Origin of the sequence: Undibacterium sp. GrIS 1.2 (assembly GCF_040544435.1) — a bacterium.
In the GTDB taxonomy this organism is placed as follows: Bacteria; Pseudomonadota; Gammaproteobacteria; order Burkholderiales; family Burkholderiaceae_D; genus Undibacterium.
In genome coordinates this window covers 78,317-103,153 of the sequence record NZ_JBEONP010000009.1, presented here as the reverse complement: position 1 = coordinate 103,153, position 24,837 = coordinate 78,317, and the positions used below count along the sequence as shown (strand labels likewise).

Genomic DNA, 24,837 nt, shown 5'->3' with positions numbered 1-24,837 from the left:
TGTCACTTAATTAAATCTGTTGCCACATAAAATAATGAATAATTTCAAAGCAACATTCTTAAAAAAGTGGTTGGCGCTGCTCACAGTGGCGATGCTTACATCGGCCTTTTTTGCTTTCTCTGGCGCATCTGTTTTACATGCCAAAGAAACCAATGCCGCAAACGCGAGTATGCAGACTATTGCGCTGGCAGAACTACCGAAAGAAGCGCAAGCGACGTTAATCGCTATCAAGCAAGGTGGTCCATTTGCGTATGACAAAGATGGTGTGGTGTTCGGTAACTATGAGTCCAGATTACCCAGGCAAAAGCGTGGTTACTATCACGAATACACAGTAAAAACTCCCAGAGCCAGAAACCGTGGCGCGCGCCGGATTATTGCCGGTGGAGAGCCAGCAACATCAGGTGAGTACTATTACACCGATGACCATTACGAGAGTTTTAAGCAAATCAAAGAATAGCCCTAGTTTGAAACGTAGCAGAAAAAAGTAGCGGAAAAAAGTAGCACTAAGTCAAAATTCAATTCACCACAAAGCAAGCCACATCAATATGACAATAATCTCACCACCAGAGGGAGAAATGAGTTTGCTAACTAGCGTAGCGCCGAATGTCGTGCAATCGATTCGCGCTTTTCGTGTGCCTGATTTACAGGCAGAAGCAGCTCAACTCGGGCAGCATTTTTTGTACGCCTATTGTTTAGAGGCGACGACCAAACAACAAGTGTTGGGTAAAATCGCAGCCTCGTTCGGCTTCCCAAAACATTTTGGGAAAAATTTTGATGCCTTATCCGATTGTCTGACGGACTTAATTTATAAATCGGGTCCGCAACCGGGCTTTGTTGTCGTGCTGGAGCAGTTACCGAATACACCTAAGTTTGATAAAGAAGCGCGGGAAATTTTGCTCGATGTATTCCGTGATGCAGCCGATTTTTGGGCCGACAGAAAAGTTGCTTTCAGAGTGTTTTACTCCTTCGAATAAGACTCCCGGCAGAGCAAAAAAGCTGAAATCCAGACGCGATGCCGACTTTTAAAGTCGGCATTATTATTTGAGTCGAAGTGATGGAGTACTCGCAGCTTTTTTATAGGTTTTTTCCTTGACCTTTTGTCGTTAATGAGACCTAGCCCCTCCAGCACTGTACAATGCCGCCATGAAAAAGATTGTTATCCTCATTTCTGGACAAGGTAGCAATATGCAAGCCATTGTCCAGGCAGCCAAAGTAGAGCAATGGCAAGCCGAGATTGTTGCTGTCATCAGTAATCGCCCAGATGCACCCGGATTGGACTACGCAGCCAAGATGGACATACCCACAGTGGTAGTCGAGAGTAAAAGCTTTACCTCCCGCGAAGCTTTCGATGCAGTATTGCAGCAGCAGATTGACCAGTTTGCCCCGGATTTAGTCGTGCTGGCTGGTTTTATGCGTATCCTGACCAGCGCTTTTGTACAACATTATGTAGAACGCATGATCAATGTGCATCCGTCGTTGCTGCCTAGTTTTGTCGGCTTGGCGACGCATCAGCAGGCATTGAATGCAGGCGTTAAATTGCATGGGATTACTGTGCATTTTGTGACGCCGGAACTAGATCATGGACCCATCATCGCCCAGGCAGCGGTTCCAGTATTGAATGACGATACAGTCGATAGTCTTTCTAAGCGTGTTTTGGAACAAGAACACGTCATTTATCCTAGAGCGGTGCGATGGTTTATCGAGGGTAAGCTAAAAATGATTGAAAATCGGGTTCATGTCGTTGGCGAGTAAGTGACAAATACGCAGCGAATAGTTTGTTTGCCGCATGATCTTTAACACGGTTCAATCTTTAACGACATCACCGCAAATTGAAATTAATTAAGAAATAAAGAAGGAAACACCATGAGATTACCTCCCGCCCTAGTCGGCCATACCGAAGAAGTGTTACGTGAAATTTTGCGTTTTACCGGACCTGCAGACATGGTCTTATCACGCTACTTCCGTGACCATCAACGTTTGGGCTCTCGTGAGCGCGGCGTCATCGCAGAAAGTATCTACGGCTTGTTAAGAAATAAGAGCGTTTTTACTAGTTTTTCAGAGTCTGGTAGTGGTGCTTCTATGCGCCGCCTGGCATTACTGGGTTTGGCTGATGCTGCAGGGATTGATTCTTTATGTGGTTTGACTGAGGAAGAAACGGGCTGGTTGCAACGTGTAATGGAAATCGACCGTGCTCATTTGCCAGTCTCATTACAATCAAATTTGCCTACCTGGCTATGGGAAAAGTTTGTTGAAAAAATGGGCGAGACTGAGGCCTTGGTCTTGGCTCAGGCATTAAACGCTCCGGCACCGTTGGATTTGCGAGTCAACTCGATTAAAGGGTCTAGCCGCGAAGAAGTGATCGCCAGTCTGGCATTGGCACCGATCGTGGCAGAACCAACGCCTTATTCGGCACTTGGTCTGCGTATCAAGAAAAAACCGTCGATTCAGAATTTACCTTTATTCCAAGATGGCACGATCGAGGTGCAGGATGAGGGCAGTCAGCTTTTAGCCCAATTAGTCGGCGCTAAACGCGGCGAAATGGTAGCTGATTTTTGCGCGGGTGCCGGCGGTAAAACTTTAGCGCTGGGTGCAAGCATGCGCAATACCGGTCGTTTGTATGCGTTTGATATTTCAGAAAAGCGCTTGGCCAAGCTCAAGCCACGTCTGGCGCGTAGCGGTTTATCTAACGTCCATCCGGTCGTGATTGCACATGAGCGTGACGCTAAAATTAAACGTCTGGCCGGTAAGCTGGATCGCGTCTTGGTTGATGCACCGTGTAGCGGACTCGGTACCTTGCGCCGTAATCCTGATGTTAAATGGCGTCAGAACTTGGTCGGTATTGCAGAACTCAATGTCAAACAGACAGCGATCCTTGATAGCGCCGCCCGCTTAGTAAAATCTGGTGGACGACTGGTATATGCAACTTGCAGCGTGCTGGAAGAAGAAAACGAAGCCATCGTGTCTGCTTTTATCGCAGCACATCCCGACTTCACGCTGGTCCCGATGTCACAAGTTCTGGCAGAGCAAAAAATCGACCTGGAAATGGGTGATTATTTAAAATTAATGCCACATTTACACCAGACTGATGGTTTCTTTGCTGCGGTGTTAGAGCGCAATAAACCGCAAGTTGCATAATATTTACTCGCGTATTAATTTTTACATCAGGATAAAAACTTGGATAAAAATGTAACTACTAACGCAAGCTTGTTAGCAAGTTTAATTGCTGATTTATCAGATGATTTGCAGAATACAAACTTTCTCTGGCAAATCGGGACGGTATGTATTTGTTTCGCACTTGCATGGTATGCAGCGACTTTGTTGAAGAGGAATTTCTCTAAAGCTGGTACCTCAGCAGGCGTGTTGCAGATTAGCGCGAGTAGTTTTCATCGGGTGGTATTTCCATTACTGGCCTTAGTTTTCATTTTTATCGCCAAGATTATCCTGGGGCGTTGGCAGCATACGCATTTGCTGAGCTTGCTTATTCCCATCATCGGCTCTCTGGCGCTGATACGCTTTGGTTTTTATGTGGTGCGCCGTACTTTTGCCAAAGACGGCAAGATAGGCAGCTTTCTTGCGACGTTTGAGAAGTTATTCGCACTTATCGTCTGGCTTGGGGTGGTTTTGCACTTCACCGGTTTGTGGCAAGAACTTTTTACTGCGCTGGATGACACCGTTTTACCTATCGGTCATAACAAAGTCTCATTACTTTCTATAGCGCAGGCTCTAGTCTCTGTCGCCTTGACTTTGATCGTCGCACTCTGGGCTAGCGCCGCTTTAGAAGCGCGCTTGATGTTGCTGCCGAGCATGCACTCTTCCTTGAAGGTGGTGTTATCTCGCTTCGGGAGAGCCGTGCTCATTTTGCTGGCGATCTTAGTCAGCCTGACGATCGTTGGTATTGATCTTACTGTTTTATCCGTATTTGGCGGTGCATTGGGTGTTGGCCTGGGTTTTGGTTTGCAGAAAATTACCAGTAGCTATGTTTCTGGTTTCATTATTTTGTTAGATCGAAGCATGTCGATTGGTGACATGATCACAGTCGATAAATTTAGTGGACGGGTTACTCAAATCAATACTCGTTATACGGTATTAAAGGGCTTGGACGGTGGTGAGTCGGTTATCCCAAATGAAATGCTGGTGTCTACTCCTGTGCAAAATTTCTCGCTCAGTGATCGTGCTGTGGCCATGGGAACCGATGTAATTGTTGCTTATCAGACAGATATTGAGGTGCTATTTCCTATTTTGGCCGAGGTAGTGGCGCAAGTGCCACGGGTTTCAAAAGAATCTCCTCCGTCGGCCTATTTACTTAAGTTTGGTGCCGATGGACTAGAGTTACGAGTTGGATTCTGGATTGGCGACCCTGAAAACGGCCGCTCTAATGTATTATCAGAGGTAAATCGTGCTATCTGGAAAGCTTTGCAGGAGCACAAAATTGAATTACCTTGCGCGCAACGCGCTGTAACACTGATTAATATGCCAAGTACCAGCGCACCAGAAAATAATGCGCCAGACAAAGTTTTTGGGTCAACTTAAAAAAACGCGTACAATACGAAAATTCGCAAAAAATTTTGACGCTTTGCTTTTATCAATTAAGCTAGGATAGTGTCATTAACTAAGGAGTACTTCTCATTTTGAGCACTTTTATTGATATGGTAATTGACTTTTTGTCTAATGGTTTGACTCGTGCAACCGCCTGGCAGGTATTTATTTTTACCGCCGTGGTCACGCACATCACTATTGTCAGCGTCACGATATTTTTGCATCGTTGCCAAGCGCATCGCGCATTAGATTTGCATGCGGCTCCTAGCCACTTTTTCCGTATGTGGTTATGGCTGACTACCGGCCAGGTTACAAAGCAATGGGCTGCGATTCATCGCAAGCATCACGCTAAATGCGAAACTGAAGAAGATCCGCACAGCCCTGTAACACGCGGTATTAAAAAAGTTTTATTAGAAGGCGCTGAACTGTATCGCGCAGAATCAAAAAATCTTGAAACAATCCAAAAATATGGTCATGGCACACCTGACGACTGGATCGAAAAAAATCTTTATAGCCGCTTCAGTTGGCAGGGTGTTGCACTGATGCTGATTATTGATTTCATGTTGTTTGGTGTAATCGGTGTCACCGTTTGGGCCGTACAAATGTTGTGGATTCCAGTGACAGCTGCCGGCATTATCAATGGTATCGGACATTACTGGGGCTATCGCAACTATGATTGCCCAGACGCTGCTACTAACATCATTCCGTTCGGTATTTTGATTGGCGGCGAAGAGTTGCACAATAATCATCACACATTTGGTACATCGGCAAAATTGTCTTCCAAATGGTATGAGTTTGATATTGGCTGGATGTATATCCGCTGCCTGGAAATTGTTGGTCTTGCTAAAGTGAAAAAGGTTGCTCCTGAGCCTAAATTTGCTGAAATCAAATCAGCGATTGATATGGAAACCTTGCAAGCGGTCATTTCTAACCGTTACGACGTAATGGCGAAGTACACAAAATCCTTGCGTCGTACTTGGTCTCAGGAAGTTGCTTTGTTGCGTGAGAAAGCTCATTTTGAAGATGGCTTCTTGAAATCAGCTAAAAAGCTTTTGCAACGTGAGCCAACCAAATTAGAAGCGCCGCAAAAACAGCATTTGTCTGAAGTTTTAGCTCATAGCAACGCTTTAAAGACTATGCATGATATGCGCGTTGAGTTAGGCCTGATTTGGGAACGCTCCACTGTTAGCCGCGAGCAACTGGTACATCAGTTGCAAGATTGGTGCGTTCGTGCCGAGGCATCTGGTATTCAGGCTTTACATGACTTCTCTCGTAGATTGCGCAGTTACGCTTGATCTGATGGGGTAGTTAAACAAAAAACGACGCCAGATGGCGTCGTTTTTTTATTGTATTTACGAAGACTTGAATATAAAAATCAATACTAGCGCGTGGCTCTACAATGGGTTGAATTGTCGTAAGCGCATTAACGATCTCTTGTAGATATGCGCATTAAATGGATTTTGATACTGAGTGAGCTAGACCGAGTATTAATTCATGAATCAATCACCCATGATGCAATAGACGAAAAAAAACCTGCAATTTATGCAGGTTTTTTTAAGATGTCCAAAATTATTTAATTTTAGTTTCTTTGTAGATCACATGCTTACGTGCCTTAGGATCAAACTTCATGATCTCCATTTTTTCAGGCATAGTACGCTTGTTTTTTGATGTGGTATAGAAATGACCTGTACCAGCAGTCGATTCCAGTTTGATTTTGTCGCGACCAGATTTAGCCATGATATTTTCCTAACAATAGTTTTCGCTTAAACTTTTTCGCCGCGAGCACGCAGATCAACTAAAACAGCATCAATGCCGATTTTGTCGATGACACGTAAGCCTGCGTTAGACAAACGCAGGGAAACCCAGCGATTTTCTGACTCTACGAAAAAGCGACGATTTTGCAGATTAGGCAAAAAGCGACGTTTGGTTTTGTTGTTTGCATGGGAAACATTGTTGCCAACCATTGGCCCCTTCCCAGTAACTTGGCAGACACGCGCCATGTTTCACTCCTTAATGGTTTCCGAATTTGGAAAAAAATGAAGTATAACGAAAATTCTAATAATTATCAACGACTTGCGAAAAACAATTGTGTCTAAGTTGATTTTTAAATTTAACATTTAATCTATTATGACTAATTGCACCGCTTTTGATATGGATATTTAAATTTGTCCATGCTCGGCAAAGGAATAAACGTTGGGATTAGCCACAATAAAATGATCTAGCACCCGAACGTCGACCAAGGATAAGGTCTGCTTTAGTGTTTTGGTAAGCGTGATATCGGCGTCGCTAGGTTCTGCGTTGCCAGAAGGGTGATTGTGAGCAAGGATAACGCTGGCAGCATTGTGGTGAAGTGCCGCTTTCACAATTTCTCTTGGATAGACACTTGCATGACTGAGCGTGCCCCGGAAGAGTTCTTCTGAGGTGATCAAGCGATTTTTTATATCTAAAAATAGTACGGCAAAAGATTCATAAGTTTTGTTTCCTATCAAAAGTTGTAGATAACTTTTTACGGCTTGTGGTGATGACAGCATTGGCGCTGATTGCAGCTCTTCAGAAATAGAGCGTTTCGCTAGCTCTAATACGGCATGCAGTTGCGCATATTTCGCGTTACCCAATCCATGGACTGACGAAAATTCTTTGATATCAGCGGCAAACAAGCCAGTCAATGAACCAAATTGACTCAGCATATCGCGCCCTAAATCAACGGCGCTTTTTCCGGTTACCCCAACACGTAAAAAAACAGCCAGCAGTTCAGCATCAGACAGGGCTTTTGCTCCAAACTTGATCAGCCGTTCCCTTGGGCGTTGATCTTCAGGCCAATCAGTGATTGCCATAAATTTATCCTTAGTAACGACGAGCTTGATTTTATTAAAGGTAACGAAGCTTATTAATTTCAATATTAATTAAAATGCAATTATTATATTGCAATTTTTCTTAATCATGGCGTAATTTAATCTGAGGTAAGAACAAGGAATGTGTCGCAATCTATGCGGTGAGATTATTCAATCTTCTACGATATTTTTATCGAATTTGATTGAATTCTGTCATCGCGCCAATAACATTTCAAGTTACTTCATTTAATATACTCCTACTAGGTATATTTTTATTGTCCATATATTAATTGGACAATGTGGCATTTTTAAGAAAAATAAAGGGGAGTATATAAAAATGGAAAATTGAAGTAATCAAATATCTTAAGAAAAATCATTTATCTACACCCCGTTTATATGCGTTTTGTATTAAGTCTGCTCAGAACGCATACCTGCGCACTGAGTTCTTCTATTTCATTAGAATTGGAATGACATACAATAGTGCCTTGATCGAACATCCTTATTATCATGTCAAATCCCGTCATTCCAGTCGTTACATCAGATGCATATCTGACTTTGCACTATCGTTTAGCTACTTTGGACGGTGAAAATATTATTAGTACCTTCGAAGAAAGTCCTGCCACATTACAAATGGGTCTGGGCCAACTGGCACCAGAACTTGAGCGCGCTTTATTGGGTCTGGAAGAGGGCTCGCAAATTACGCAAGAACTGGCACCAGAAAATGCATTTGGGCCACGTAATCCTGAGCTGATTCAGCGTGTGTCGCGCGCTACATTGAAAGAAAATTCCGCTTTTGGTGAGCAATATGTGATCGGTGATTTGGTTGAGTTTGCAGCCCCTTCGGGTGGGCGCTTTGCCGGAATTTTGAGATCTATCGACGCCGAGGGTGCGTTGTTTGACTTCAATCATCCTCTTGCAGGACAAACTGTTTTGTTTGAAACAAAAATTATCGGCATTTTATAAAGCGACAAATGGACAAAGAAATTTTATTGGCGCAACCAAGAGGTTTTTGTGCCGGCGTTGACAGAGCGATAGAAATCGTTGAGCGCGCATTACAACAATTTGGCGCGCCCATTTATGTGCGTCATGAGATCGTGCATAACGCTTATGTTGTAAACGATCTTCGAGAAAAAGGCGCTATTTTCATTGAAGAATTAGATGACGTGCCTGCCGGAAATACGGTTATTTTTTCGGCGCATGGCGTATCACAGTCGGTTAGAAAAGAAGCTGAGGCAAGAGGCTTAACCGTGTTTGATGCAACTTGTCCTTTGGTCACTAAAGTACACATAGAAGTTGCAAAAATGCGGAAAGAAGGCCGTGAAATAATCATGATCGGTCATCAGGGTCATCCTGAAGTTGAGGGGACGATGGGTCAAACCGAGGGTGGCATGCACTTGGTTGAAACGGTCGAAGACGTTGCTTTATTGGAAGTTGCAAATCCGGATTTACTTGCCTATGTCACACAAACTACTTTGTCTGTCGATGACACGATAGAGATTATTGGTGCGCTTAAGAGCAAATTCCCCCAAATTAGCGAGCCCAAAAAAGGCGATATTTGTTACGCAACAACAAATCGTCAAGAGGCTGTTAAATTTATGGCGCCGCAAGTTGATTTAGTGATCGTTGTTGGCAGCGCCAATAGTTCTAACTCTAATCGTCTGCGTGAAGTTGCGCAAAAGAAGGGTGCGGCATCCTATATGGTCGATAACGCGACACAAATTCAACCTGATTGGTTAGAGAACTGTCGCCGTATTGGTGTCACAGCAGGCGCATCCGCCCCTGAAATACTGGTTCAACAAGTCATTGATCGCTTAAAACAGTTAGGCGCCTTAAGCGTACGCACGCTAGACGGTGCTGAGGAGAGTGTGACTTTTCCTATGCCAAAAGGATTGACGGGCATAAAGTAATCAGCAAAAGGAATTGTTCTTTCGATGCTTGCAAATTTTAAATTGCAAGTCTGTTTTTATTCAGTATTTTATTTCGTCTACTCATCATTAACATAGCTATGCTTTGATCGGCAGTGACGCTGATTTCTGCTTTACAGGCGGTAGTGGTGGTGTAGTATGGGGACGAACAAAACATATCTGCAATATTTTTGCCATTGTGTTGATGTTCAATCTCTTTATAATTCCTCCTGTTTTAATAAACTGCATCATTGCAGTGCATGAAATATAAGTAGCATATAAGTGGCACCTAAAAATATTACAAAAAGCTTTTTATTCAAAGTTGCAGAGGAGAGTTTCATATGCGTTATCAGCACATTTTTATTGCTCCGGATTACATGACACGTCGTTTAGGCTAACAGGCGTCGAAATTGAGCGGCACTCATGAAAGACGGAGTGCCGTTTTTTGTTATCAGGAATGGTTTTTGCTGAGTGTTTTGCAGATTGAGATATGTTGATATCTTAGTAAAAATCCCGATTAGTTCTTAAAGAGAGAAGCAATATGGATACATTTATCCAACAAATTATTAATGGACTGGTACTAGGGTGCATGTATGCCTTAGTCGCACTAGGTTATACGATGGTGTACGGTGTACTTAATCTGATTAATTTTGCTCATGGCGACGTGTTGATGGTCGGCGCGATGGCAGGATTAACGATTATTAGTTTTCTTCAGCATGTCGCTCCTGATCTCCCGGGGATTGTCAAATTAATCATCGCGATTTTGGGCGCAATACCAGTTTGTATTATTTTGAACGTGGTGATTGAGAGGGTAGCCTACCGAAGGCTACGAAATGCACCGCGACTGGCTCCATTAATTACAGCGATCGGCATCTCGCAATTAGTCCAGGTTTTTGCAATGATTATCTGGGGTCGCAGCCCAATTTCTTTCCCAAGTATTATGCCGTCCACGCCGATCGCGATTGGCGGCGCGGTGATTTCACAAACACAAGTACTACTGCTAGTTCTGGCGACGCTCGCCATGGTTGGTTTGGTCTTACTCGTGGAAAAAACAAAAATGGGACGTGCTATGCGTGCTACCGCAGAGAATCCAAGAGTTGCCGGATTGATGGGGGTCGATTCGAATAAAGTGATTGTCGCGACCTTCGCGATTGGTGCTTCACTGGCTGCAATCGCAGGGGTGATGTGGGCCGCAAACTATTCTTCTGCTCAATTTGCAATGGGATTTTTACCCGGCTTAAAAGCATTCTCTGCTGCGGTACTAGGAGGCATTGGGAATATTTATGGCGCTATGGTCGGTGGCATTATTCTTGGATTGATTGAAAGTCTCGGTGCTGGCTACATCGGCGAGTTAACCGGAGGCTTACTGGGAAGTCAGTATCAGGATATTTTTGCCTTCGTTGTTTTGATCATTGTGTTGACGCTGCGCCCATCCGGCATTATGGGTGAACGTGTTGCAGACCGAGCCTAAGGAGAAAACAATGTCGAATTTATTTGATATAAAAGCAAATCCTAGTAAGGCTTACTCTAGCTTTGCAGTCCTCGCCATTATTTTAGTTATATTCCCTTTTGTTGCCGCCAATTTTGGTAACTCCTGGGTACGTATTATTGACTTTGCTTTGCTCTATATTATGTTGGCGTTAGGGCTCAATATCGTTGTCGGTTTCGCTGGCTTATTGGATTTAGGTTACATCGCGTTCTACGCAGTTGGTGCCTATATTGCTGCTTTGCTTGCCTCGCCGCAGTTTGCTGTAGTGCTGGAATCTTTTGTCAATAATTACCCTGTAGTCGGTAATTTCTTGATGGCGGTCTTTGGTCCCGAAATCGCTCAGACTGGCTTACATTTGTCCGTCTGGATAATCGTACCTATTGCAGCGGCTGTGGCTGGGTTGTTTGGTGCTTTGTTAGGTGCTCCTACTCTCAAATTACGTGGTGATTATCTCGCTATTGTTACCTTGGGCTTCGGCGAGATTATCCGTATTTTCATGAATAACATGAATTCACCAGTGAATATTACGAATGGTCCGCAAGGTATCAACATGATTGACCCTATCCGGATTTTTGGTGTGTCTTTGTCCGGTGAGGCTGGCTCAAATGCGACACTAAATATCGCTGGTTTTAGCATGCCTTCAGTGAATGCCTACTACTTCTTGTTTTTAGCACTTTGTATTGTCATTATTTTTGTCTCACTGCGTTTGCAAAATTCGCGCTTAGGCCGGGCTTGGGTTGCCATACGTGAAGATGAAATTGCCGCTAAAGCGATGGGTATTAACACTCGCAACATTAAATTATTAGCATTCTCAATGGGCGCTTCCTTTGGTGGTGTTTCTGGTGCAATGTTCGCTTCATTCCAGGGCTTTGTGTCACCAGAATCTTTCTCATTGACTGAATCTATTGTCGTGTTAGCGATGGTGGTGCTAGGTGGTATCGGACATATTCCAGGTGTTATTTTGGGTGCAATTTTGTTAGCAGCCTTGCCTGAAATATTGCGTCACAGCGTTGAGCCTTTGCAAAATCTTTTATTCGGCAAAATTTTGGTTGAAGCCGAAGTATTGCGTCAATTGTTATACGGTCTGGCGATGGTCCTGATCATGCTGAATCGACCTGCCGGTTTGTGGCCAGCGCCAAAACACGAAGACCGACCGACTAGCAGCAATGACAAAACTGCCGAGGCTTAAGGGATATCGACATGACTGAAAAAACTATTTTAAAAATTGAAGGTGCAAACAAACGCTTCGGTGGTTTGCAGGCTTTATCGAATGTCGGCATCAATATCAAGCAAGGCCAAATTTATGGCCTGATTGGTCCTAATGGCGCGGGTAAAACCACCTTTTTTAATGTGATTACTGGTTTATACCAGCCTGATTCTGGTGTATTTGAATTGGATGGCAAGCCTTATTCACCATCTGCCCCGCATGAGGTTGCCAAGGCGGGTATTGCGCGGACTTTCCAAAATATCCGCTTGTTTGGTGAAATGACCGCTTTAGAAAATGTCATGGTTGGACGCCATATCAGAACTCATCAGGGTGTTTTTGGTGCGGTGTTTCGTTTCCCTGCGGCGGTAAAAGAAGAGGCAGAAATCCGCCTTCGTGCGCAGGAGCTGCTCGACTTCGTTGGTATTGGTCAGTTTGCTAGCCGGACTTCTAAATTTCTGTCTTACGGCGATCAGCGTCGTTTAGAAATTGCCCGCGCATTGGCGACTGATCCAAAATTATTGGCGCTTGATGAGCCTGCTGCCGGTATGAACGCCACCGAGAAGTTAGCGTTACGTGAATTACTGGTAAAAATCAAAGCAGAGGGTAAAACTATTTTGCTGATTGAACATGATGTCAAATTAATGATGGGTTTGTGTGACCGTATTACGGTTCTGGACTACGGCAAACCGATAGCCGAGGGTGTACCTGCAGACATACAAAAAAATCCTGCAGTGATTGAAGCGTATTTGGGAGGTTCTCACTAATGGTTGATAACGTATTGAAAATCAGCAACCTCAAGGTTGCTTACGGCGGTATCAAAGCGGTCAAAGGTATTGATCTTGAAGTGAACAAAGGTGAGTTAATTACTTTGATTGGTGCTAACGGCGCCGGTAAAACAACGACGCTTAAAGCAATTACCGGTACGCTACCAAGCGCTAAAGTAGAGGGCGAAATTCTCTATAACGGCAAATCTATTAAAGGGGTAACTTCATTTGAACTGGTGAATAACCATTTAGCTATGGTACCTGAGGGACGTGGTGTTTTTACGCGTATGAGCATTTTAGAAAACCTGATGATGGGTGCATTTATTCGCAATGACAAAGCGGGAATTAATGCAGACATAGAAAAGTGGTTTGCGGTTTTCCCTCGTTTGAAAGAACGTGCGGCGCAATTGGCAGGTACTTTGTCTGGTGGCGAGCAACAAATGTTGGCGATGGCACGTGCTTTGATGAGTCATCCAGATTTACTGTTGCTTGATGAGCCTTCTATGGGTTTGTCCCCAATCATGGTGGAAAAGATTTTTGAAGTAGTCAGAAATGTTTCCGCTCAAGGGGTAACTATTTTATTGGTAGAGCAAAATGCGAAGCTGGCACTGCAAGCGGCGCATCGAGGTTACGTCATGGATTCGGGGGCTATTACTATGTCTGGTAATGCTAAAGATATGCTGAATGATCCTAAAGTTCAGGCGGCTTATTTGGGTGAGTAAATTACTCGAATGACAAAGCGATAAACACAAAAAAGCCCCGATTTCACTCGGGGCTTTTTTGTGTTTATTTAATTTGAATTTTCAAATTCAAATTAAAACTTATTTCTTGGTTGCTTTAGGCGTTGCTTTTTCTGTTGCTTTGGTGATTTGCGCTACTGCCGTTGTCATATTTGTTTCTATCGCTTCGACAGCTTGTTTGGTCGTTTTGCTTAGTTGGTCGTAACCAGCGTTGGCATTAGTGATGGCAGTTTTAACGAAAGTCACCATGCCTTCTGTGCCAGCAGGTGCATTTTTTGAGACTTCTTCAAATAACGCTACGACTTTGCGATTTGTTTCTGCAATTTGCGATTCTGCTGCCTTCGTAAATTCTGCTTGTGTGCTGGAAACGATTGTTGATAAATGACGACCATATGCCAAAGCTTTTTCTGTATTCGGTTGTGCGTGGGCAGCTGATAATGTAAAGAATTCTTGTGGGTCTTTAGCTGCCATTAATTGCTTGGCATTTGCTGTAGATTCTTCCATGGAGGTTTTAACAACGGTCAAATTTAGTTCTACAAATTTTTCTACGCTTTCAAATGCTTTAGTCGTTAGCGCAGTCATCATGGCAAGTTGAGCATCGAAATTTGCTTTAGTGGCAGCGGAAAATTGTTCTGGTGCAGAAAACATAGATTTCTCCTAAAAGGATCGTTCAATTTGATGACAGGGGTTGCATTTTTGAAACTACTTATGGCTAATATTGTGCAATGCAATATGGAGCATTTTATTGATTAATTGAGCGAAGTCAAGAAAATTGTGCATTGCAACAAAATTGTCTTTATTGAAAATAATGGCACGATTAGAAATAGCAGATAAACGATTGTTGGCAAATTCTTTCTAATCTGTGGCGATTATCGAAGCTAATTGTGACCAGGGGATGAAATCATCCCGCAGCTTCATGTATTATTTTTACAGGAAATGGTATTTCATTAAGATTGGGACTTACGCAAAATTGTCCCGGCAGGGCGTAGCGAAGAGGGTAGTACTTTAGTAAGACTAGGTGCTGTAACGCTTTGGGGCAGTTTTGTGTAAGTCTTAAATATGAGTCACACATGTGGAGCGCGACAAAATGGCAATAGAGGCAAAACAGAGAAGTGCATTTAAACATTTTCATGTCATCAGCACCCGCTGGATGGATAATGATGCTTATGGACATGTAAATAATGTGGTGTATTACAGTTGGTTTGATACCGTCGTAAACCAATTTCTGATTGTCAACAGCGTGCTTGATATCGAGAAAAGTCCATTCATCGGATTAGTAATTGAAACTCAGTGCAATTACCTGGATTCAGTAGCTTTTCCGGATGTGGTCAGCGCCGGTGTCAGCGTCACTAAAATTGGTAATTCTAGTGTCCGTTACGAGGTAGGCATTTTTAAAAACGATGAAGACACTGCCTCAGCACAAGGTCATTTTGTTCATGTTTATGTTGACCGGATTACCCGCAGGCCAGTGGTTATCCCAGACCGTGTAAGGGATTTGTTAAAAACAATAGCAATTTAAAATGCAGAGCCCTCGCAAAACAACCTTAGCTGTGTCGCGTCGCCTGGTCGTACTTGTATGTACGGCCTTCGTCGCCACGCTTTGCTGAGACAATTTCTGATAAGTCCTAAAAACTATACACGGAGTAATAATGATTAATTCCCCAAGCCAACAATATGTTGATGAAGCTATTGTTTCCCGACGTTCAATCCGGTCTTTCTTACCTACGCCAGTTGATCAGGAAGAGCTGCGAAAAATTTTAACGGTATCTGCCCGTGCGCCTTCTGGCAGTAACACTCAGCCTTGGAAAGTGTATGTCTTAACCGGGGATAAATTGCGATTGTTGTCAGCCAGCATACTCGCAGCACACAATGATGTAGAGAAGGCTCAAGAGCACAAACAAGAATATAACTACTACCCAGTCAAGTGGATCACGCCTTATCAGGAGCGCCGTCGTAAGGTCGGTTGGGATTTATACGCCTTACTTGGTCTCGGTCGAGAAAATAAATCTGGCATCCACGCGCAGCACGGGCGCAATTACGGATTTTTTGATGCCCCGGTCGGTTTGATTTTTACGATTGATCGCGTTATGGAGCAAGGTTCCTGGCTAGATTATGGAATGTTCTTGCAAAATATTATGCTGGCGGCACGGGGGCGCGGTCTTGATACTTGCCCTCAGGCGGCCTTCACTCAGTATCATAAAATTATTCAAGAGGTATTAAACTTGCCAGAAAACGAAATGCTGGTTTGCGGCATGTCGCTTGGCTACGCAGATCACAGCAAGATAGAAAATACCTTGATCACAGAACGTGATGCAGTTGATGATTTCGTTAAGTTTTTAGATTAGAACTTAGCTAAAGCCATCATTGCCACCGTCCCGGTAGCGTTGCAGCTCCCACTTCGACTAAGATGCTGTCTTTGTTGCTACGCCTGCCGGGGTAATTTTGTAGATCGCTTCGGCTTGAGATAATTATCAATTGCTTAAACTATCCGATCCACGTCGGGAAAAATTGATTATGACTAATCCGTGACACTAGACTTTTGTTCAAGTAATGCGCATAAGTCTTTAATTCTCTTGCGAATTTTCACAATTTTGCTACACTGCATCAAATTTTCTACATTTATATTTGGGAGCGATTGATGCTTAAATTTGCTCGTAAGGCACTTATTCTTTGCGTTGCGATGCTACCTGCATCAGCCGTATTTGCCGAAGTTGTGCACCACAAGAAGCACGTGCACAAAAAAGTAGTCACAAAACTTGCTGCAAGCAAATTTGTGACACACACGATTATCGTTAATGGCAAGAAGCGTGTGGTCACACAACGCGTCCCGGTCCTAGCCGTTGTCGCTGAAAAAGCAACAATGGGTGATATCGCAGGCCTCAAGCACACACAAGATCCTTTGGCTTTGCAATCCAATGTTGCCTTCGTTGTAGACCAAGCCAGCTCCAAAGTCCTGTTTGAAAAAAACTCGAATGTTTCGTTGCCGATTGCATCGATCACCAAATTGATGACGAGTTTGGTGGTGGTCGAGGCCAAGCAAGACATGAGTGAAGAGATTGAAATCACGAACGATGATCTCGACAAAGAAAAAGGGACTAGTTCGCGTCTGAAAATTGGCTCCAAATTATCCCGTGCCGATCTATTGCATATTGCTTTGATGAGTTCTGAAAACCGCGCCGCTTCTGCTTTGGGTAGAAACTACGTCGGTGGTTTGCCAGCATTTGTCGCTGCGATGAACGCCAAGGCAAAAGAATTAGGGATGACCGAAACGCATTACGTCGATTCTTCCGGTTTATCTAGCCACAATGTCGCCAGTGCTCAGGATTTGGTGCGCTTGGTTAACGCGGCCTACCAGCATCCAGTAATTCGCCAATATTCAACGGACACCAGCTATATTGTTTCTCCGGGCGGACGTCCTTTACAGTATTCAAGTTCGAATAAATTAGTCGCAAATCCTACCTGGGAAATCGGCTTACAAAAGACTGGTTATATCTCCGAGGCGGGTCGTTGTCTGGTCATGCAGGCAATGATAGAGGGCCGTGCGATTGTGATGGTATTTCTTGACTCCAAAGGTAAATATTCCCGGTTGGCTGATGCGGGACGTATCCGCAAGTGGTTAGAAACAATTAAACCGCAAGCCTAATTTTTCAATCTAAATTAAATCTGACTCGGCTAATTTGGCGAATCGGGTTTTGCAAGCAGTTAAAAAACGGTTGATAGGGATAGCATGATCCTTGTCAGCCGTTTTTTATTTCCCGCCTTACTCCACTTTTATTCCAGCAAGCTATGCCAAAGCGCGCGCGTGCTGGCAACTTCCTTTGCAATCTGTTCTGGTGCAACACGGGCTTGCTCTTCTCCTTGCAGGCGCTGGTTGTGTTGAAGCTTGCGTAGCAGTCGATAAGCATTGGCGTTTTGATCTGCCAGAGTAGCATCGATTAAGCCTAATTCTCCACATAGTTTAAGCAGCGCGATGTTGCCGATATTCGCGGTTAATTGGGGGAAGGTTTGGGCATGCTTCAAGACTAAAAATTGTACGATAAATTCAATATCTATCATGCCGCCTGCATCTTGCTTCAGGTCGAATAAATTAGAGCGATTGGGATGTGCATCACGCATTTTTTTGCGCATCTTGATCACTTCTTCTTTGAGCTTGTCCGGGTCGCGTACTTGTCTTAAAACTTGTTCCCGAATCTGATCAAATTGCGTTGCGATACGCTCATCACCGGCACAAAACCGTGCTCGCGTTAAGGCCTGATGTTCCCATAGCCATGCAGATTTTTCCTGATATTTAGCAAATGCGGCAACCGACGATACCAACAAACCGCTAGCACCATCTGGTCTCAAGGCGATATCAACATCAAACAAAATCCCGGCAGGTGTGTGGCAAGTCATCCAGGTAATAAAGCGCTGCGCCAGTTTGGCGTAATTGGCCGGTGCGTCTTGATCGTCGTCGTCATATAAAAAAATGACATCCAGATCAGAGGCATAACTCAATTCTTTACCACCCAATTTACCGTAGGCGATGACGGCAAATTGCGGTTGCTCCTGGTGGCGAGTGGAAATCGTTTGCCAGGCTGCTTGTATCGTCGCTGCCACGATCACATCCGCCAGTTGCGACAAGGCATCGGCCAAATGTTCTACGCTGGCTTTACCCTCTAAATCTTGTGCCAGCAAACGGAATAGTAGCGCGTGATGCATTTCGCGCAGGGTTTCCATCTGGCGCTCAGTATCGCCTTGGTGCTGGTCTAATTGTTGTTGTAGCTCGGTACTAAAATTGTCCCAGTCGACGTCTTGGTGCAAGGCTGTTTCGTCCAGAACACTGTCTAGTAATATCGGGTGGCGGGTTAAAAATTTAGCCGCCCAATCGCTCGCGCCCATCATCCTGACGACGCGCTCTAATGCGTACGGATACTCGGTCAGCAGCGCGAGATACGCAGATCTTTTGGCAATCGCTTCAATAAAATCTAATAGACGATTTAGTGTTGCCAGCTGACCGCTACTTTGTTTGGCAATCAGTGCTAAGGCGCTATTGATGATGGCGACTAATTTATTACGATTATTGTCGGATAGCGATTGCAGTCGTGGCGCTCGCCACGTACTCATTAGTCTTTTTACTGCACTTGGCACATCATGGAAATGTAATGAGACGAGATAAACTTCCAGCATTTCGTCACCATCTGCACCAGATAAAGTCGCTGCCAGCACGCTATCATCACCGGTTTTTTTCAGCGATTTTTTCTCTTTGAAAATAGCATCAAATTGTTCGGCAACAAATTGTCTGTGCAGGCTTAGTTCATTGAGTAGTTCGCGGGTAGAACCATAGCCCATCATTTGCGCAATGATCAGCTGATCTTCTTCCTTGGCTGGGAATGTGTGTGTTTGCGCGTCATCCAGATATTGCAGTCGATGTTCCAGATTGCGCAAAAAATCGTACGAGGTCAGCAATTGATCGACGACGGCAGACTCCAAGATATTTTTCTCTGCAAGCGTACGTAGCGTGTTGCGAGTAGAGCGGTCGCGTAAGCTGGCTTCGCGTCCGCCCCGTATTAACTGGAATACCTGGCTTAAAAATTCGATCTCCCGTATGCCGCCGCGCCCCAGTTTAACGTTGTTGCTACGTTCTGGATGACGGGTTTCCTGTCGTATGACCTCGGCACGGATTTGCGCATGCATAGAGCGCAGCGAATCGATCACGCCATAGTCAAGATAACGTCGATATACAAACGGTCGAATAATTTTATCTAGTGCCAGAATATCCAAAGGCTTGCCAGTGAGCGCACGTGCTTTAACCCAGGCGTAACGCTCCCATTCTCTGCCTTGCACCATAAAATATTCTTCAACCATCGCAAAACTAGCGACTAATGGACCGGAGTTGCCATTGGGGCGCAAGGCCATATCAACTCTAAAGCTAAAACCGTCTTCGGTGACTTCAGAAATTGCTGCAATTAATTTTTTACCAAGCCGGCTAAAAAATTCATGGTTGGATAAGCCACGTTGTTCGGCACTGGCATTGGTGTCGCCGTTCTCGGCATAACAAAAAATCAAGTCGATATCGGAAGATACATTCAGTTCGTCGCCCCCCAGCTTGCCCATACCGAGCACGATTAATTCTTGCGGCTCACCGGATTCTTCTCCAATCGGCGTGCCGTAGAGGGCAACGGCTTCTTGCATCAAGGCAGTCAAATGCTGTTGCACGACAAAATCGGCAAAACTGCTAGTCGTCGTGACGACTTCATCCAGATTGGCTTGTCCATCTAAGTCACGGATAATCAGGCTAGAAATCACCAGATTACGTAAGCGGCGCATCGCTTTGTGCAAGCTGGCGCCTGCTTGTATTTCTTTTTGTAAAATCTGAGCAAAAATCACTGGGCTCAACGATAATCTAGCTGTCTCTTGCAATATGGTGATGCGGCTGCTGTCCGCTTGCAGCCAGCGGCTTACAAAGCGCGACAAACAATGTGGGAGTTGGTCCGATGAATGATTTGAACTGCCATCTGAGCCGCCAGCTAAAAATACATCGGGATTGTTTGCCGTAAGCTTGTTCATATGCTTGTATTGGTGAAGTAGAGAAATGATTTTAAGGCAAATGACAGGCGCCGGTAGGATTTTGAAGGCAGATTTTTCAGGATAATTTCGATCGTCTGTATAAGTGAGCTAGCGTACAGAAATACGCATAAATAAAATATACTCTCTATAAGTATATTTAATCGTCCATATAAAACCTGGACAATAAGACATTTTTCTATAATTAGTGGGGGAGTATATTGGTTTTTGATGTAAAGAGCAGCGTGTTGGCAGATCAGTTTTTGTCATTGCCGGGCGATATTTTCTGGAAAATGCGTTGGTGTAATGTAGAGCTTACGCAAAACCGTTTGCGCAGATTGGTGCCCATTACTTTCTTTACTGTGCTCTCAATAGTGTTTCGCCACTCGGTTTTGTGGTTTTCTTCGATTTACCTTGCCGGAATAATTGTGCGTAAGTCTTATAAGTAATGAAAAATACGCCGCCTTTGCCACCTTCTCCTGCAAGCGATCCGCATCAGGCTATCGGTCAGCCTACTGATGTGCCTGCGCCGTTGCCAACCCAACAGCTCCGATCTTCCCCCTTCGGTGTATTGTTGCGTTCCTGTAATTCTTTTGGCTGGGCATGCGGTCTGGCTTTATTTGCCCTGTTGCGGGTAACTTTTAAACTGCTTGTCATTTGTTATTTCTTGTTTTGCGCTTTGTTTTTGGTGCTGCGCTATGGCGTACTGCCCAACGTTGATCGCTATAAGGGCGACATCGAGCAAATTGCCAGTAAGACCATAGGCCGTGATCTACGCATTACGACCTTGCATGCATCCTGGAATAAGCTTAATCCTGTGTTAGAGCTAGGCAATACCATCATCCACGATCAGCAGGGTAAAGTGGCTCTTGTGCTGCCGCAAGTATCTGCCAGCCTGTCGTGGACATCAGTGATTTTCGCTGAGTTAAGGTTGGATAAATTAGAAGTCATGCGCCCATCGCTGGCGATAGAAAAACAGCCCGACGGCAAGCTCTATGTCGCAGGTTTTTTGATCGATACCAAACCCTCGGAAGAGGATGCGGATAAAAGTAAAGGCCTCGATTGGGTCTTAGCGCAACATGAAATTGTGATCCGTGACGGCAGCGTGAGTTGGACGGATTTGCAGCGCAAAGCCCCTGCGTTGCAATTGTCAGGCGTTAATTTTATCTTGACCAACCAATGGCGGCGGCACCAGTTTGCTTTTAAGGCAGTTCCGCCTGCAACGTTGGCAGCGCCCCTGGATATCCGTGGTGATTTTCAGCATCCGGTTTTTACCAGAAAAATTTCTGATTTCTCTAACTGGACTGGCGACTTATATGCCGATGTGAGCCAATCCGATTTGGCAACCGTGAAAGCGTATATCGATTTGCCTGCGGATATTAAAACAGCCTTTGGCTCAGTCCGATCCTGGGTGCGTTGGGACGATGGGCGGATTGCCGATTTGACCGCAGATATTAAATTGACCGATGTCCTGGGAACCTTTCGCAAAGACTTGCCCGTGCTGGATATGCAGCAAGTCAGTGGACGTATTGTGGCGAGTGAGCGTGCGGCCTTAGGCGTGCGCTATCTGCCTAGTTTATTCGGTCAGGCTGGACATCAGATTGCGCTGATTAATTTTTCTATGAAGGCGCGGGACGGACAGTTGTTGCCAGCAACCAGTATTACCGAAAACTTTACTCCCGGTGAAAACGGACAGCCAGAAAAAGTGGAGCTGTACGCTAAGCAATTAGATCTGCAAACTTTAGCAAATTTCGCCGAACATTTGCCTTTGCCAGCAGATCAGCGCCGCATGCTAATTGATTTTGCGCCCAAGGGACAGCTCAAAAATTTTAGAGCGAAATGGCAGGGTAGTTATCCAGCCATTGCATCCTACAGCGTCACTGGTGAATTCAATAATCTGTCCATGCAGCCGCAATCGGCGCGTTTGGCAGAAGCCAAAAGCGGTAATACGTCTGCCAAAGCTGCGGTGCCTGCGATTCCTGGTTTTGATAATTTGTCCGGCACTTTAGATGCCAGCGATAAAGGCGGCAACTTTACTATTGATTCGCAAGACCTGGCATTGCAAATGTCGGGGTATTTTGTCGATCCTTTGATGCCGTTTAAAAAGCTGCAAATGCAAGCGAGCTGGCAATTTTTAGCGCAAGATAAATTAGCCGTGCAGTTGAATCAGATGGAGTTTCAGCAAGACCAGATGACGGGTTCTTTGTCTGGAAAATACATTATGTCGATGCGCCAGAACCATCTATCTTCACCTAATCAAGCTAATCAATCCGCTACGGCTACGCAGTCCAGTGAAGTCGATCTGATGGGCAAACTCTCGGGCTTTGACCTCAAGCAAATCGATCGCTTTATCCCGGCCAATGCGCCAGAGGATTTGCGTCACTGGCTGATCGGAGCCTTGCTGGATGGTCGCGCAGATGATGTGACTTTGCGGGTTAAAGGCGATCTGGCACATTTCCCGTTTGCTGTACATGAGGGGCGCCCAAATCATCAGGGTGAATTTTGGGTTAAAGGCAATATAGTCAACGGCAAACTCGATTTCGCTCCCGGACATTTGTCGGAAGACGGCAAGAATCCGCTCTGGCCAGTGATTGATAGTATTAACGGTAGCTTTATATTTGACCGCGCCAAAATGGAAATCCGTGGCGAGACTGCAAAAACCAATGGTGCCGATTTAAGCAAAGTGAAAGCGGTAATTCCTGATCTGTTGTCGCATGATGGGATTTTGAATATTGACGGTACAGTCAATGGCAATTTGCAAACCATGTTGCAGTATGTGAACGCCAGTCCGGTCGACGGCTGGCTTGGACATTTTCTTAAAGACAGCAAGGCTAGCGCGACGGCGCAACTAGGCTTGAAATTGCAACTACCTTTGCGTCATATGGTCGACTCCAAAGTCCAGGGAGCCTTGCAGTTTGCAGGTAATGACGTGCTGCTGCAAAGTAGTATTCCCATGATCAGTGGTGTCAATGGCAAGCTGGAATTTAATGAAAAAGGCGTAGCGCTAAATACGCTTAAAGGCACAATATTAGGCGGAGCTGCGGTGGTCACAGGTGGCTCTCAAAAAGACGGCAGTATCCGCGTCAAGCTAGATGGTATTGCGACTGCCGACGGCTTACGTAAAAACTTTCCGGCCTTAGCCAAAGAGCGTTTGGTCGACAAGATACAAGGTTCTGCGCATTACACGACCAGTATCTCCGTCAAAAAACGTCAGCCAGAAATTTTGATTGAATCGTCCCTGCAAGGACTAGCCCTGAATTTCCCGGCGCCTTTACGCAAGCTTGCTAACGAGAATATGGCATTACGTTTTGAAATGCTGCCGCAGCTTTCTAATGATGCGAATCTAATTCGCGATGAGCTGAAGCTAAATTTAGGGAATGTTATTACCATCAAATACCAACGCCAAAAGTCTGTTGAGAATAATGCCAATTGGCAAGTTCTGCGTGGTGGGATTGGCGTTAATGCTCCTGCGCCAGAGCCAGATAGCGGGCTGAACGCAAATATCGATTTTAAATCTCTGCATGTGGATGAATGGCGTAGTTTGATGAGCCTGGGTGCTAATGCAAACACCAACCTTGCCGTTACTAAAGAGGGTGTCAACACTAACGAGAGTGGCGACATTGTTGCCGGAGCTATTGGCAATACAAATACCCAAGCTGATTTTGATGTGTCTGCTTATTTAGAGCCGAGCGTGTTGGCAGTGCGTACTGCCGAGCTTCACGTGATGGGTAAAAAGCTGGATAACGTCGTGTTGGGTGCTACGCACCAAAAGGGATTGTGGCAGGCAAATATTGATTCCAGCCAAGCCTCGGGTTATTTGAGCTGGAGCGAGTCCGCAAATGTGCAAGGCTTGGGCAACGTACTGGCACGCTTGAGTAAGTTGACTATTCCACAGTCGGCAGCTTCAGACGTGACTGATTTGTTGGAAGGCAAAAGCAGCGGCACCCAAATTCCAAGTTTAGATATTGTGGCGGATAATTTTGAGTTGTTTAATAAAAAATTGGGTCGCCTTGAGTTGATTGCTAATAATTTCCCGTTAGCGACCGGGCGCGAATGGCGCATGCAAAAGATATCGCTTAAGAACGAGGATGCAGAGTTAAAGGGGTCTGGCAAATGGAGTAGTCGTGCTGGCGAAGGCTTAACTAATTTAAATTACGTTTTAGATATTAGCGATGCTGGCAAATTATTAGATCGATTAGGTTTTGCCAATGTGTTACTTGGCGGTCGTGGCAAATTGCAGGGCGATGTAACGTGGAACGGTTTGCCGTTTGCCCTGGATGTACCAAGTATGACGGGCCAAGTACAGTTGGAATTGGCCGCAGGGCAGTTTTTAAAAGTAGACCCAGGTGCGGCTAAGTTATTGGGCGTGCTGAGCTTGCAATCCTTGCCGCGACGTTTGACGTTGGATTTTCGGGATGTCTTTTCAGATGGGTTTGCGTTTGATTCAATTTTGGGAACAGCCCAAATTCAGCAGGGCACGGCAAGAACAGAAAACTTAAAAATGCGTAGCGTGAACGCAACCGTATTGATGGACGGCACCGCCGATCTTGTGAAGGAGTCGCAAAATCTGCACGTGGCAGTGATTCCCGAAATTAATGCGGGCACTGCTTCAGTCGTCTACGGTTTGGCTGTTAATCCTGTGATTGGTCTGGGTACATTTTTGGCACAACTATTTTTGCGTGAACCATTGGCGAGAGCCTTCACGTACGAGTACGCGGTGGCTGGCTCTTGGAAAGAACCGACAGTCACCAAGATGGATCATAAAGAAGCACAAAATACCTTACCTAAAGCTGAGGCGATATTAGTTAAATAGGTGTTAGAAC

21 protein-coding genes are annotated in these 24,837 nt (G+C 44.9%); 16 read left to right on the top strand and 5 right to left on the bottom strand.

The genetic code is table 11. The annotated features are described in order from the left end of the window. Window positions 1–34: 34 nt before the first annotated feature. The 6 genes from AAKU61_RS05780 to AAKU61_RS05755 all read left to right on the top strand — a co-directional run bounded on the left by AAKU61_RS05780 (window position 35) and on the right by AAKU61_RS05755 (window position 5,831). The gene (locus tag AAKU61_RS05780) at window positions 35–457 is read left to right on the top strand and encodes a guanyl-specific ribonuclease (protein ID WP_503012583.1); all 423 of its coding nucleotides are present in this window, start codon (window positions 35–37) and stop codon (window positions 455–457) included. Between the two features lie 118 nt (window positions 458–575). Continuing rightward, window positions 576–974: a barstar family protein gene (locus tag AAKU61_RS05775; RefSeq protein ID WP_322121609.1), complete on the top strand. Its 399-nt coding sequence runs from the start codon at window positions 576–578 to the stop codon at window positions 972–974. Window positions 975–1,143: 169 nt separating this feature from the next. Next, window positions 1,144–1,752 carry a phosphoribosylglycinamide formyltransferase gene (gene purN, locus AAKU61_RS05770; RefSeq protein WP_354330408.1) on the top strand — a complete coding sequence of 203 codons (609 nt, stop codon included), beginning with the start codon at window positions 1,144–1,146 and terminating at the stop codon, window positions 1,750–1,752. A 111-nt stretch (window positions 1,753–1,863) separates the two neighbouring features. Continuing rightward, the gene (locus tag AAKU61_RS05765) at window positions 1,864–3,135 is read left to right on the top strand and encodes an RsmB/NOP family class I SAM-dependent RNA methyltransferase (RefSeq protein ID WP_354330406.1); all 1,272 of its coding nucleotides are present in this window, start codon (window positions 1,864–1,866) and stop codon (window positions 3,133–3,135) included. Between the two features lie 39 nt (window positions 3,136–3,174). After that, complete coding sequence (locus AAKU61_RS05760) at window positions 3,175–4,530, top strand: mechanosensitive ion channel family protein (RefSeq protein WP_354330404.1); 1,356 nt, start codon at window positions 3,175–3,177, stop codon at window positions 4,528–4,530. Between the two features lie 116 nt (window positions 4,531–4,646). Next, complete coding sequence (locus AAKU61_RS05755) at window positions 4,647–5,831, top strand: DesA family fatty acid desaturase (RefSeq protein WP_354330448.1); 1,185 nt, start codon at window positions 4,647–4,649, stop codon at window positions 5,829–5,831. Between the two features lie 274 nt (window positions 5,832–6,105). On the opposite strand, the gene rpmG is transcribed toward AAKU61_RS05755, so the two are convergent. From rpmG to radC, 3 genes are all read right to left on the bottom strand, one after another. Then, window positions 6,106–6,273, bottom strand: a complete 168-nt coding sequence (rpmG, locus tag AAKU61_RS05750) for a 50S ribosomal protein L33 (protein WP_110257750.1) — start codon at window positions 6,271–6,273, stop codon at window positions 6,106–6,108. A 26-nt stretch (window positions 6,274–6,299) separates the two neighbouring features. Continuing rightward, window positions 6,300–6,536, bottom strand: a complete 237-nt coding sequence (gene rpmB, locus AAKU61_RS05745; RefSeq protein ID WP_322119522.1) for a 50S ribosomal protein L28 — start codon at window positions 6,534–6,536, stop codon at window positions 6,300–6,302. Between the two features lie 159 nt (window positions 6,537–6,695). Further along, a complete protein-coding gene (gene radC / locus AAKU61_RS05740) occupies window positions 6,696–7,370 on the bottom strand; it encodes a RadC family protein (RefSeq protein ID WP_322119521.1) in 675 nt (224 codons plus the stop codon). 504 nt (window positions 7,371–7,874) lie between these two features. On the opposite strand from radC, the gene AAKU61_RS05735 reads away from it, so the two are divergent. From AAKU61_RS05735 to AAKU61_RS05710, 6 genes are all read left to right on the top strand, one after another. After that, window positions 7,875–8,330 carry an FKBP-type peptidyl-prolyl cis-trans isomerase gene (locus AAKU61_RS05735; RefSeq protein WP_354330401.1) on the top strand — a complete coding sequence of 152 codons (456 nt, stop codon included), beginning with the start codon at window positions 7,875–7,877 and terminating at the stop codon, window positions 8,328–8,330. An 8-nt stretch (window positions 8,331–8,338) separates the two neighbouring features. After that, window positions 8,339–9,274 (top strand): 4-hydroxy-3-methylbut-2-enyl diphosphate reductase, encoded by a 936-nt coding sequence (ispH, locus tag AAKU61_RS05730; RefSeq protein WP_354330399.1) that lies wholly within the window; start codon window positions 8,339–8,341, stop codon window positions 9,272–9,274. Window positions 9,275–9,812: 538 nt separating this feature from the next. Next, window positions 9,813–10,742 carry a branched-chain amino acid ABC transporter permease gene (locus tag AAKU61_RS05725; RefSeq protein ID WP_322119517.1) on the top strand — a complete coding sequence of 310 codons (930 nt, stop codon included), beginning with the start codon at window positions 9,813–9,815 and terminating at the stop codon, window positions 10,740–10,742. Between the two features lie 10 nt (window positions 10,743–10,752). Beyond that, complete coding sequence (locus AAKU61_RS05720; RefSeq protein WP_354330398.1) at window positions 10,753–11,949, top strand: ABC transporter permease subunit; 1,197 nt, start codon at window positions 10,753–10,755, stop codon at window positions 11,947–11,949. Window positions 11,950–11,960: 11 nt separating this feature from the next. Next, entirely contained in the window at window positions 11,961–12,731 is a 771-nt protein-coding gene (locus AAKU61_RS05715; protein WP_322119515.1) for an ABC transporter ATP-binding protein, read from the top strand. Next, the gene (locus AAKU61_RS05710; protein WP_354330396.1) at window positions 12,731–13,453 is read left to right on the top strand and encodes an ABC transporter ATP-binding protein; all 723 of its coding nucleotides are present in this window, start codon (window positions 12,731–12,733) and stop codon (window positions 13,451–13,453) included. The genes AAKU61_RS05715 and AAKU61_RS05710 overlap by 1 nt, the downstream gene beginning before the upstream one ends. 99 nt (window positions 13,454–13,552) lie before the next feature. On the opposite strand, the gene AAKU61_RS05705 is transcribed toward AAKU61_RS05710, so the two are convergent. Then, the gene (locus tag AAKU61_RS05705; RefSeq protein WP_322119513.1) at window positions 13,553–14,119 is read right to left on the bottom strand and encodes a phasin family protein; all 567 of its coding nucleotides are present in this window, start codon (window positions 14,117–14,119) and stop codon (window positions 13,553–13,555) included. Between the two features lie 439 nt (window positions 14,120–14,558). Here AAKU61_RS05705 and AAKU61_RS05700 point away from each other — a divergent pair, with 439 nt between their 5' ends. The 3 genes from AAKU61_RS05700 to pbpG all read left to right on the top strand — a co-directional run bounded on the left by AAKU61_RS05700 (window position 14,559) and on the right by pbpG (window position 17,114). Continuing rightward, entirely contained in the window at window positions 14,559–14,990 is a 432-nt protein-coding gene (locus AAKU61_RS05700; protein WP_354330394.1) for an acyl-CoA thioesterase, read from the top strand. Between the two features lie 130 nt (window positions 14,991–15,120). Further along, on the top strand, window positions 15,121–15,816 hold the full coding sequence (locus AAKU61_RS05695; RefSeq protein WP_354330392.1) for a nitroreductase: 696 nt from the start codon (window positions 15,121–15,123) through the stop codon (window positions 15,814–15,816). Window positions 15,817–16,109: 293 nt separating this feature from the next. Further along, window positions 16,110–17,114 (top strand): D-alanyl-D-alanine endopeptidase, encoded by a 1,005-nt coding sequence (gene pbpG / locus AAKU61_RS05690; RefSeq protein ID WP_354330391.1) that lies wholly within the window; start codon window positions 16,110–16,112, stop codon window positions 17,112–17,114. 128 nt (window positions 17,115–17,242) lie between these two features. Here pbpG and glnE read toward each other — a convergent pair whose 3' ends face one another. Continuing rightward, window positions 17,243–20,017: a bifunctional [glutamate--ammonia ligase]-adenylyl-L-tyrosine phosphorylase/[glutamate--ammonia-ligase] adenylyltransferase gene (gene glnE, locus AAKU61_RS05685; RefSeq protein ID WP_354330390.1), complete on the bottom strand. Its 2,775-nt coding sequence runs from the start codon at window positions 20,015–20,017 to the stop codon at window positions 17,243–17,245. Between the two features lie 445 nt (window positions 20,018–20,462). Here glnE and AAKU61_RS05680 point away from each other — a divergent pair, with 445 nt between their 5' ends. After that, window positions 20,463–24,827: a YhdP family protein gene (locus tag AAKU61_RS05680; protein ID WP_354330388.1), complete on the top strand. Its 4,365-nt coding sequence runs from the start codon at window positions 20,463–20,465 to the stop codon at window positions 24,825–24,827. Window positions 24,828–24,837: the final 10 nt, after the last annotated feature.

Excerpts from the sequence above, each read along its gene's own strand:
- AAKU61_RS05780 (WP_503012583.1), top strand. The coding sequence starts at position 35 with ATGAATAATTTCAAAGCAACATTCTTAAAAAAGTGGTTGGCGCTGCTC.
- AAKU61_RS05775 (WP_322121609.1), top strand. The coding sequence starts at position 576 with ATGAGTTTGCTAACTAGCGTAGCGCCGAATGTCGTGCAATCGATTCGC.
- purN (WP_354330408.1), top strand. The coding sequence starts at position 1,144 with ATGAAAAAGATTGTTATCCTCATTTCTGGACAAGGTAGCAATATGCAA.
- AAKU61_RS05765 (WP_354330406.1), top strand. The coding sequence starts at position 1,864 with ATGAGATTACCTCCCGCCCTAGTCGGCCATACCGAAGAAGTGTTACGT.
- AAKU61_RS05755 (WP_354330448.1), top strand. The coding sequence starts at position 4,647 with ATGGTAATTGACTTTTTGTCTAATGGTTTGACTCGTGCAACCGCCTGG.
- rpmG (WP_110257750.1), bottom strand. The coding sequence starts at position 6,273 with ATGGCTAAATCTGGTCGCGACAAAATCAAACTGGAATCGACTGCTGGT.
- rpmB (WP_322119522.1), bottom strand. The coding sequence starts at position 6,536 with ATGGCGCGTGTCTGCCAAGTTACTGGGAAGGGGCCAATGGTTGGCAAC.
- radC (WP_322119521.1), bottom strand. The coding sequence starts at position 7,370 with ATGGCAATCACTGATTGGCCTGAAGATCAACGCCCAAGGGAACGGCTG.
- AAKU61_RS05735 (WP_354330401.1), top strand. The coding sequence starts at position 7,875 with ATGTCAAATCCCGTCATTCCAGTCGTTACATCAGATGCATATCTGACT.
- ispH (WP_354330399.1), top strand. The coding sequence starts at position 8,339 with ATGGACAAAGAAATTTTATTGGCGCAACCAAGAGGTTTTTGTGCCGGC.
- AAKU61_RS05725 (WP_322119517.1), top strand. The coding sequence starts at position 9,813 with ATGGATACATTTATCCAACAAATTATTAATGGACTGGTACTAGGGTGC.
- AAKU61_RS05720 (WP_354330398.1), top strand. The coding sequence starts at position 10,753 with ATGTCGAATTTATTTGATATAAAAGCAAATCCTAGTAAGGCTTACTCT.
- AAKU61_RS05715 (WP_322119515.1), top strand. The coding sequence starts at position 11,961 with ATGACTGAAAAAACTATTTTAAAAATTGAAGGTGCAAACAAACGCTTC.
- AAKU61_RS05710 (WP_354330396.1), top strand. The coding sequence starts at position 12,731 with ATGGTTGATAACGTATTGAAAATCAGCAACCTCAAGGTTGCTTACGGC.
- AAKU61_RS05705 (WP_322119513.1), bottom strand. The coding sequence starts at position 14,119 with ATGTTTTCTGCACCAGAACAATTTTCCGCTGCCACTAAAGCAAATTTC.
- AAKU61_RS05700 (WP_354330394.1), top strand. The coding sequence starts at position 14,559 with ATGGCAATAGAGGCAAAACAGAGAAGTGCATTTAAACATTTTCATGTC.
- AAKU61_RS05695 (WP_354330392.1), top strand. The coding sequence starts at position 15,121 with ATGATTAATTCCCCAAGCCAACAATATGTTGATGAAGCTATTGTTTCC.
- pbpG (WP_354330391.1), top strand. The coding sequence starts at position 16,110 with ATGCTTAAATTTGCTCGTAAGGCACTTATTCTTTGCGTTGCGATGCTA.
- glnE (WP_354330390.1), bottom strand. The coding sequence starts at position 20,017 with ATGAACAAGCTTACGGCAAACAATCCCGATGTATTTTTAGCTGGCGGC.
- AAKU61_RS05680 (WP_354330388.1), top strand. The coding sequence starts at position 20,463 with ATGAAAAATACGCCGCCTTTGCCACCTTCTCCTGCAAGCGATCCGCAT.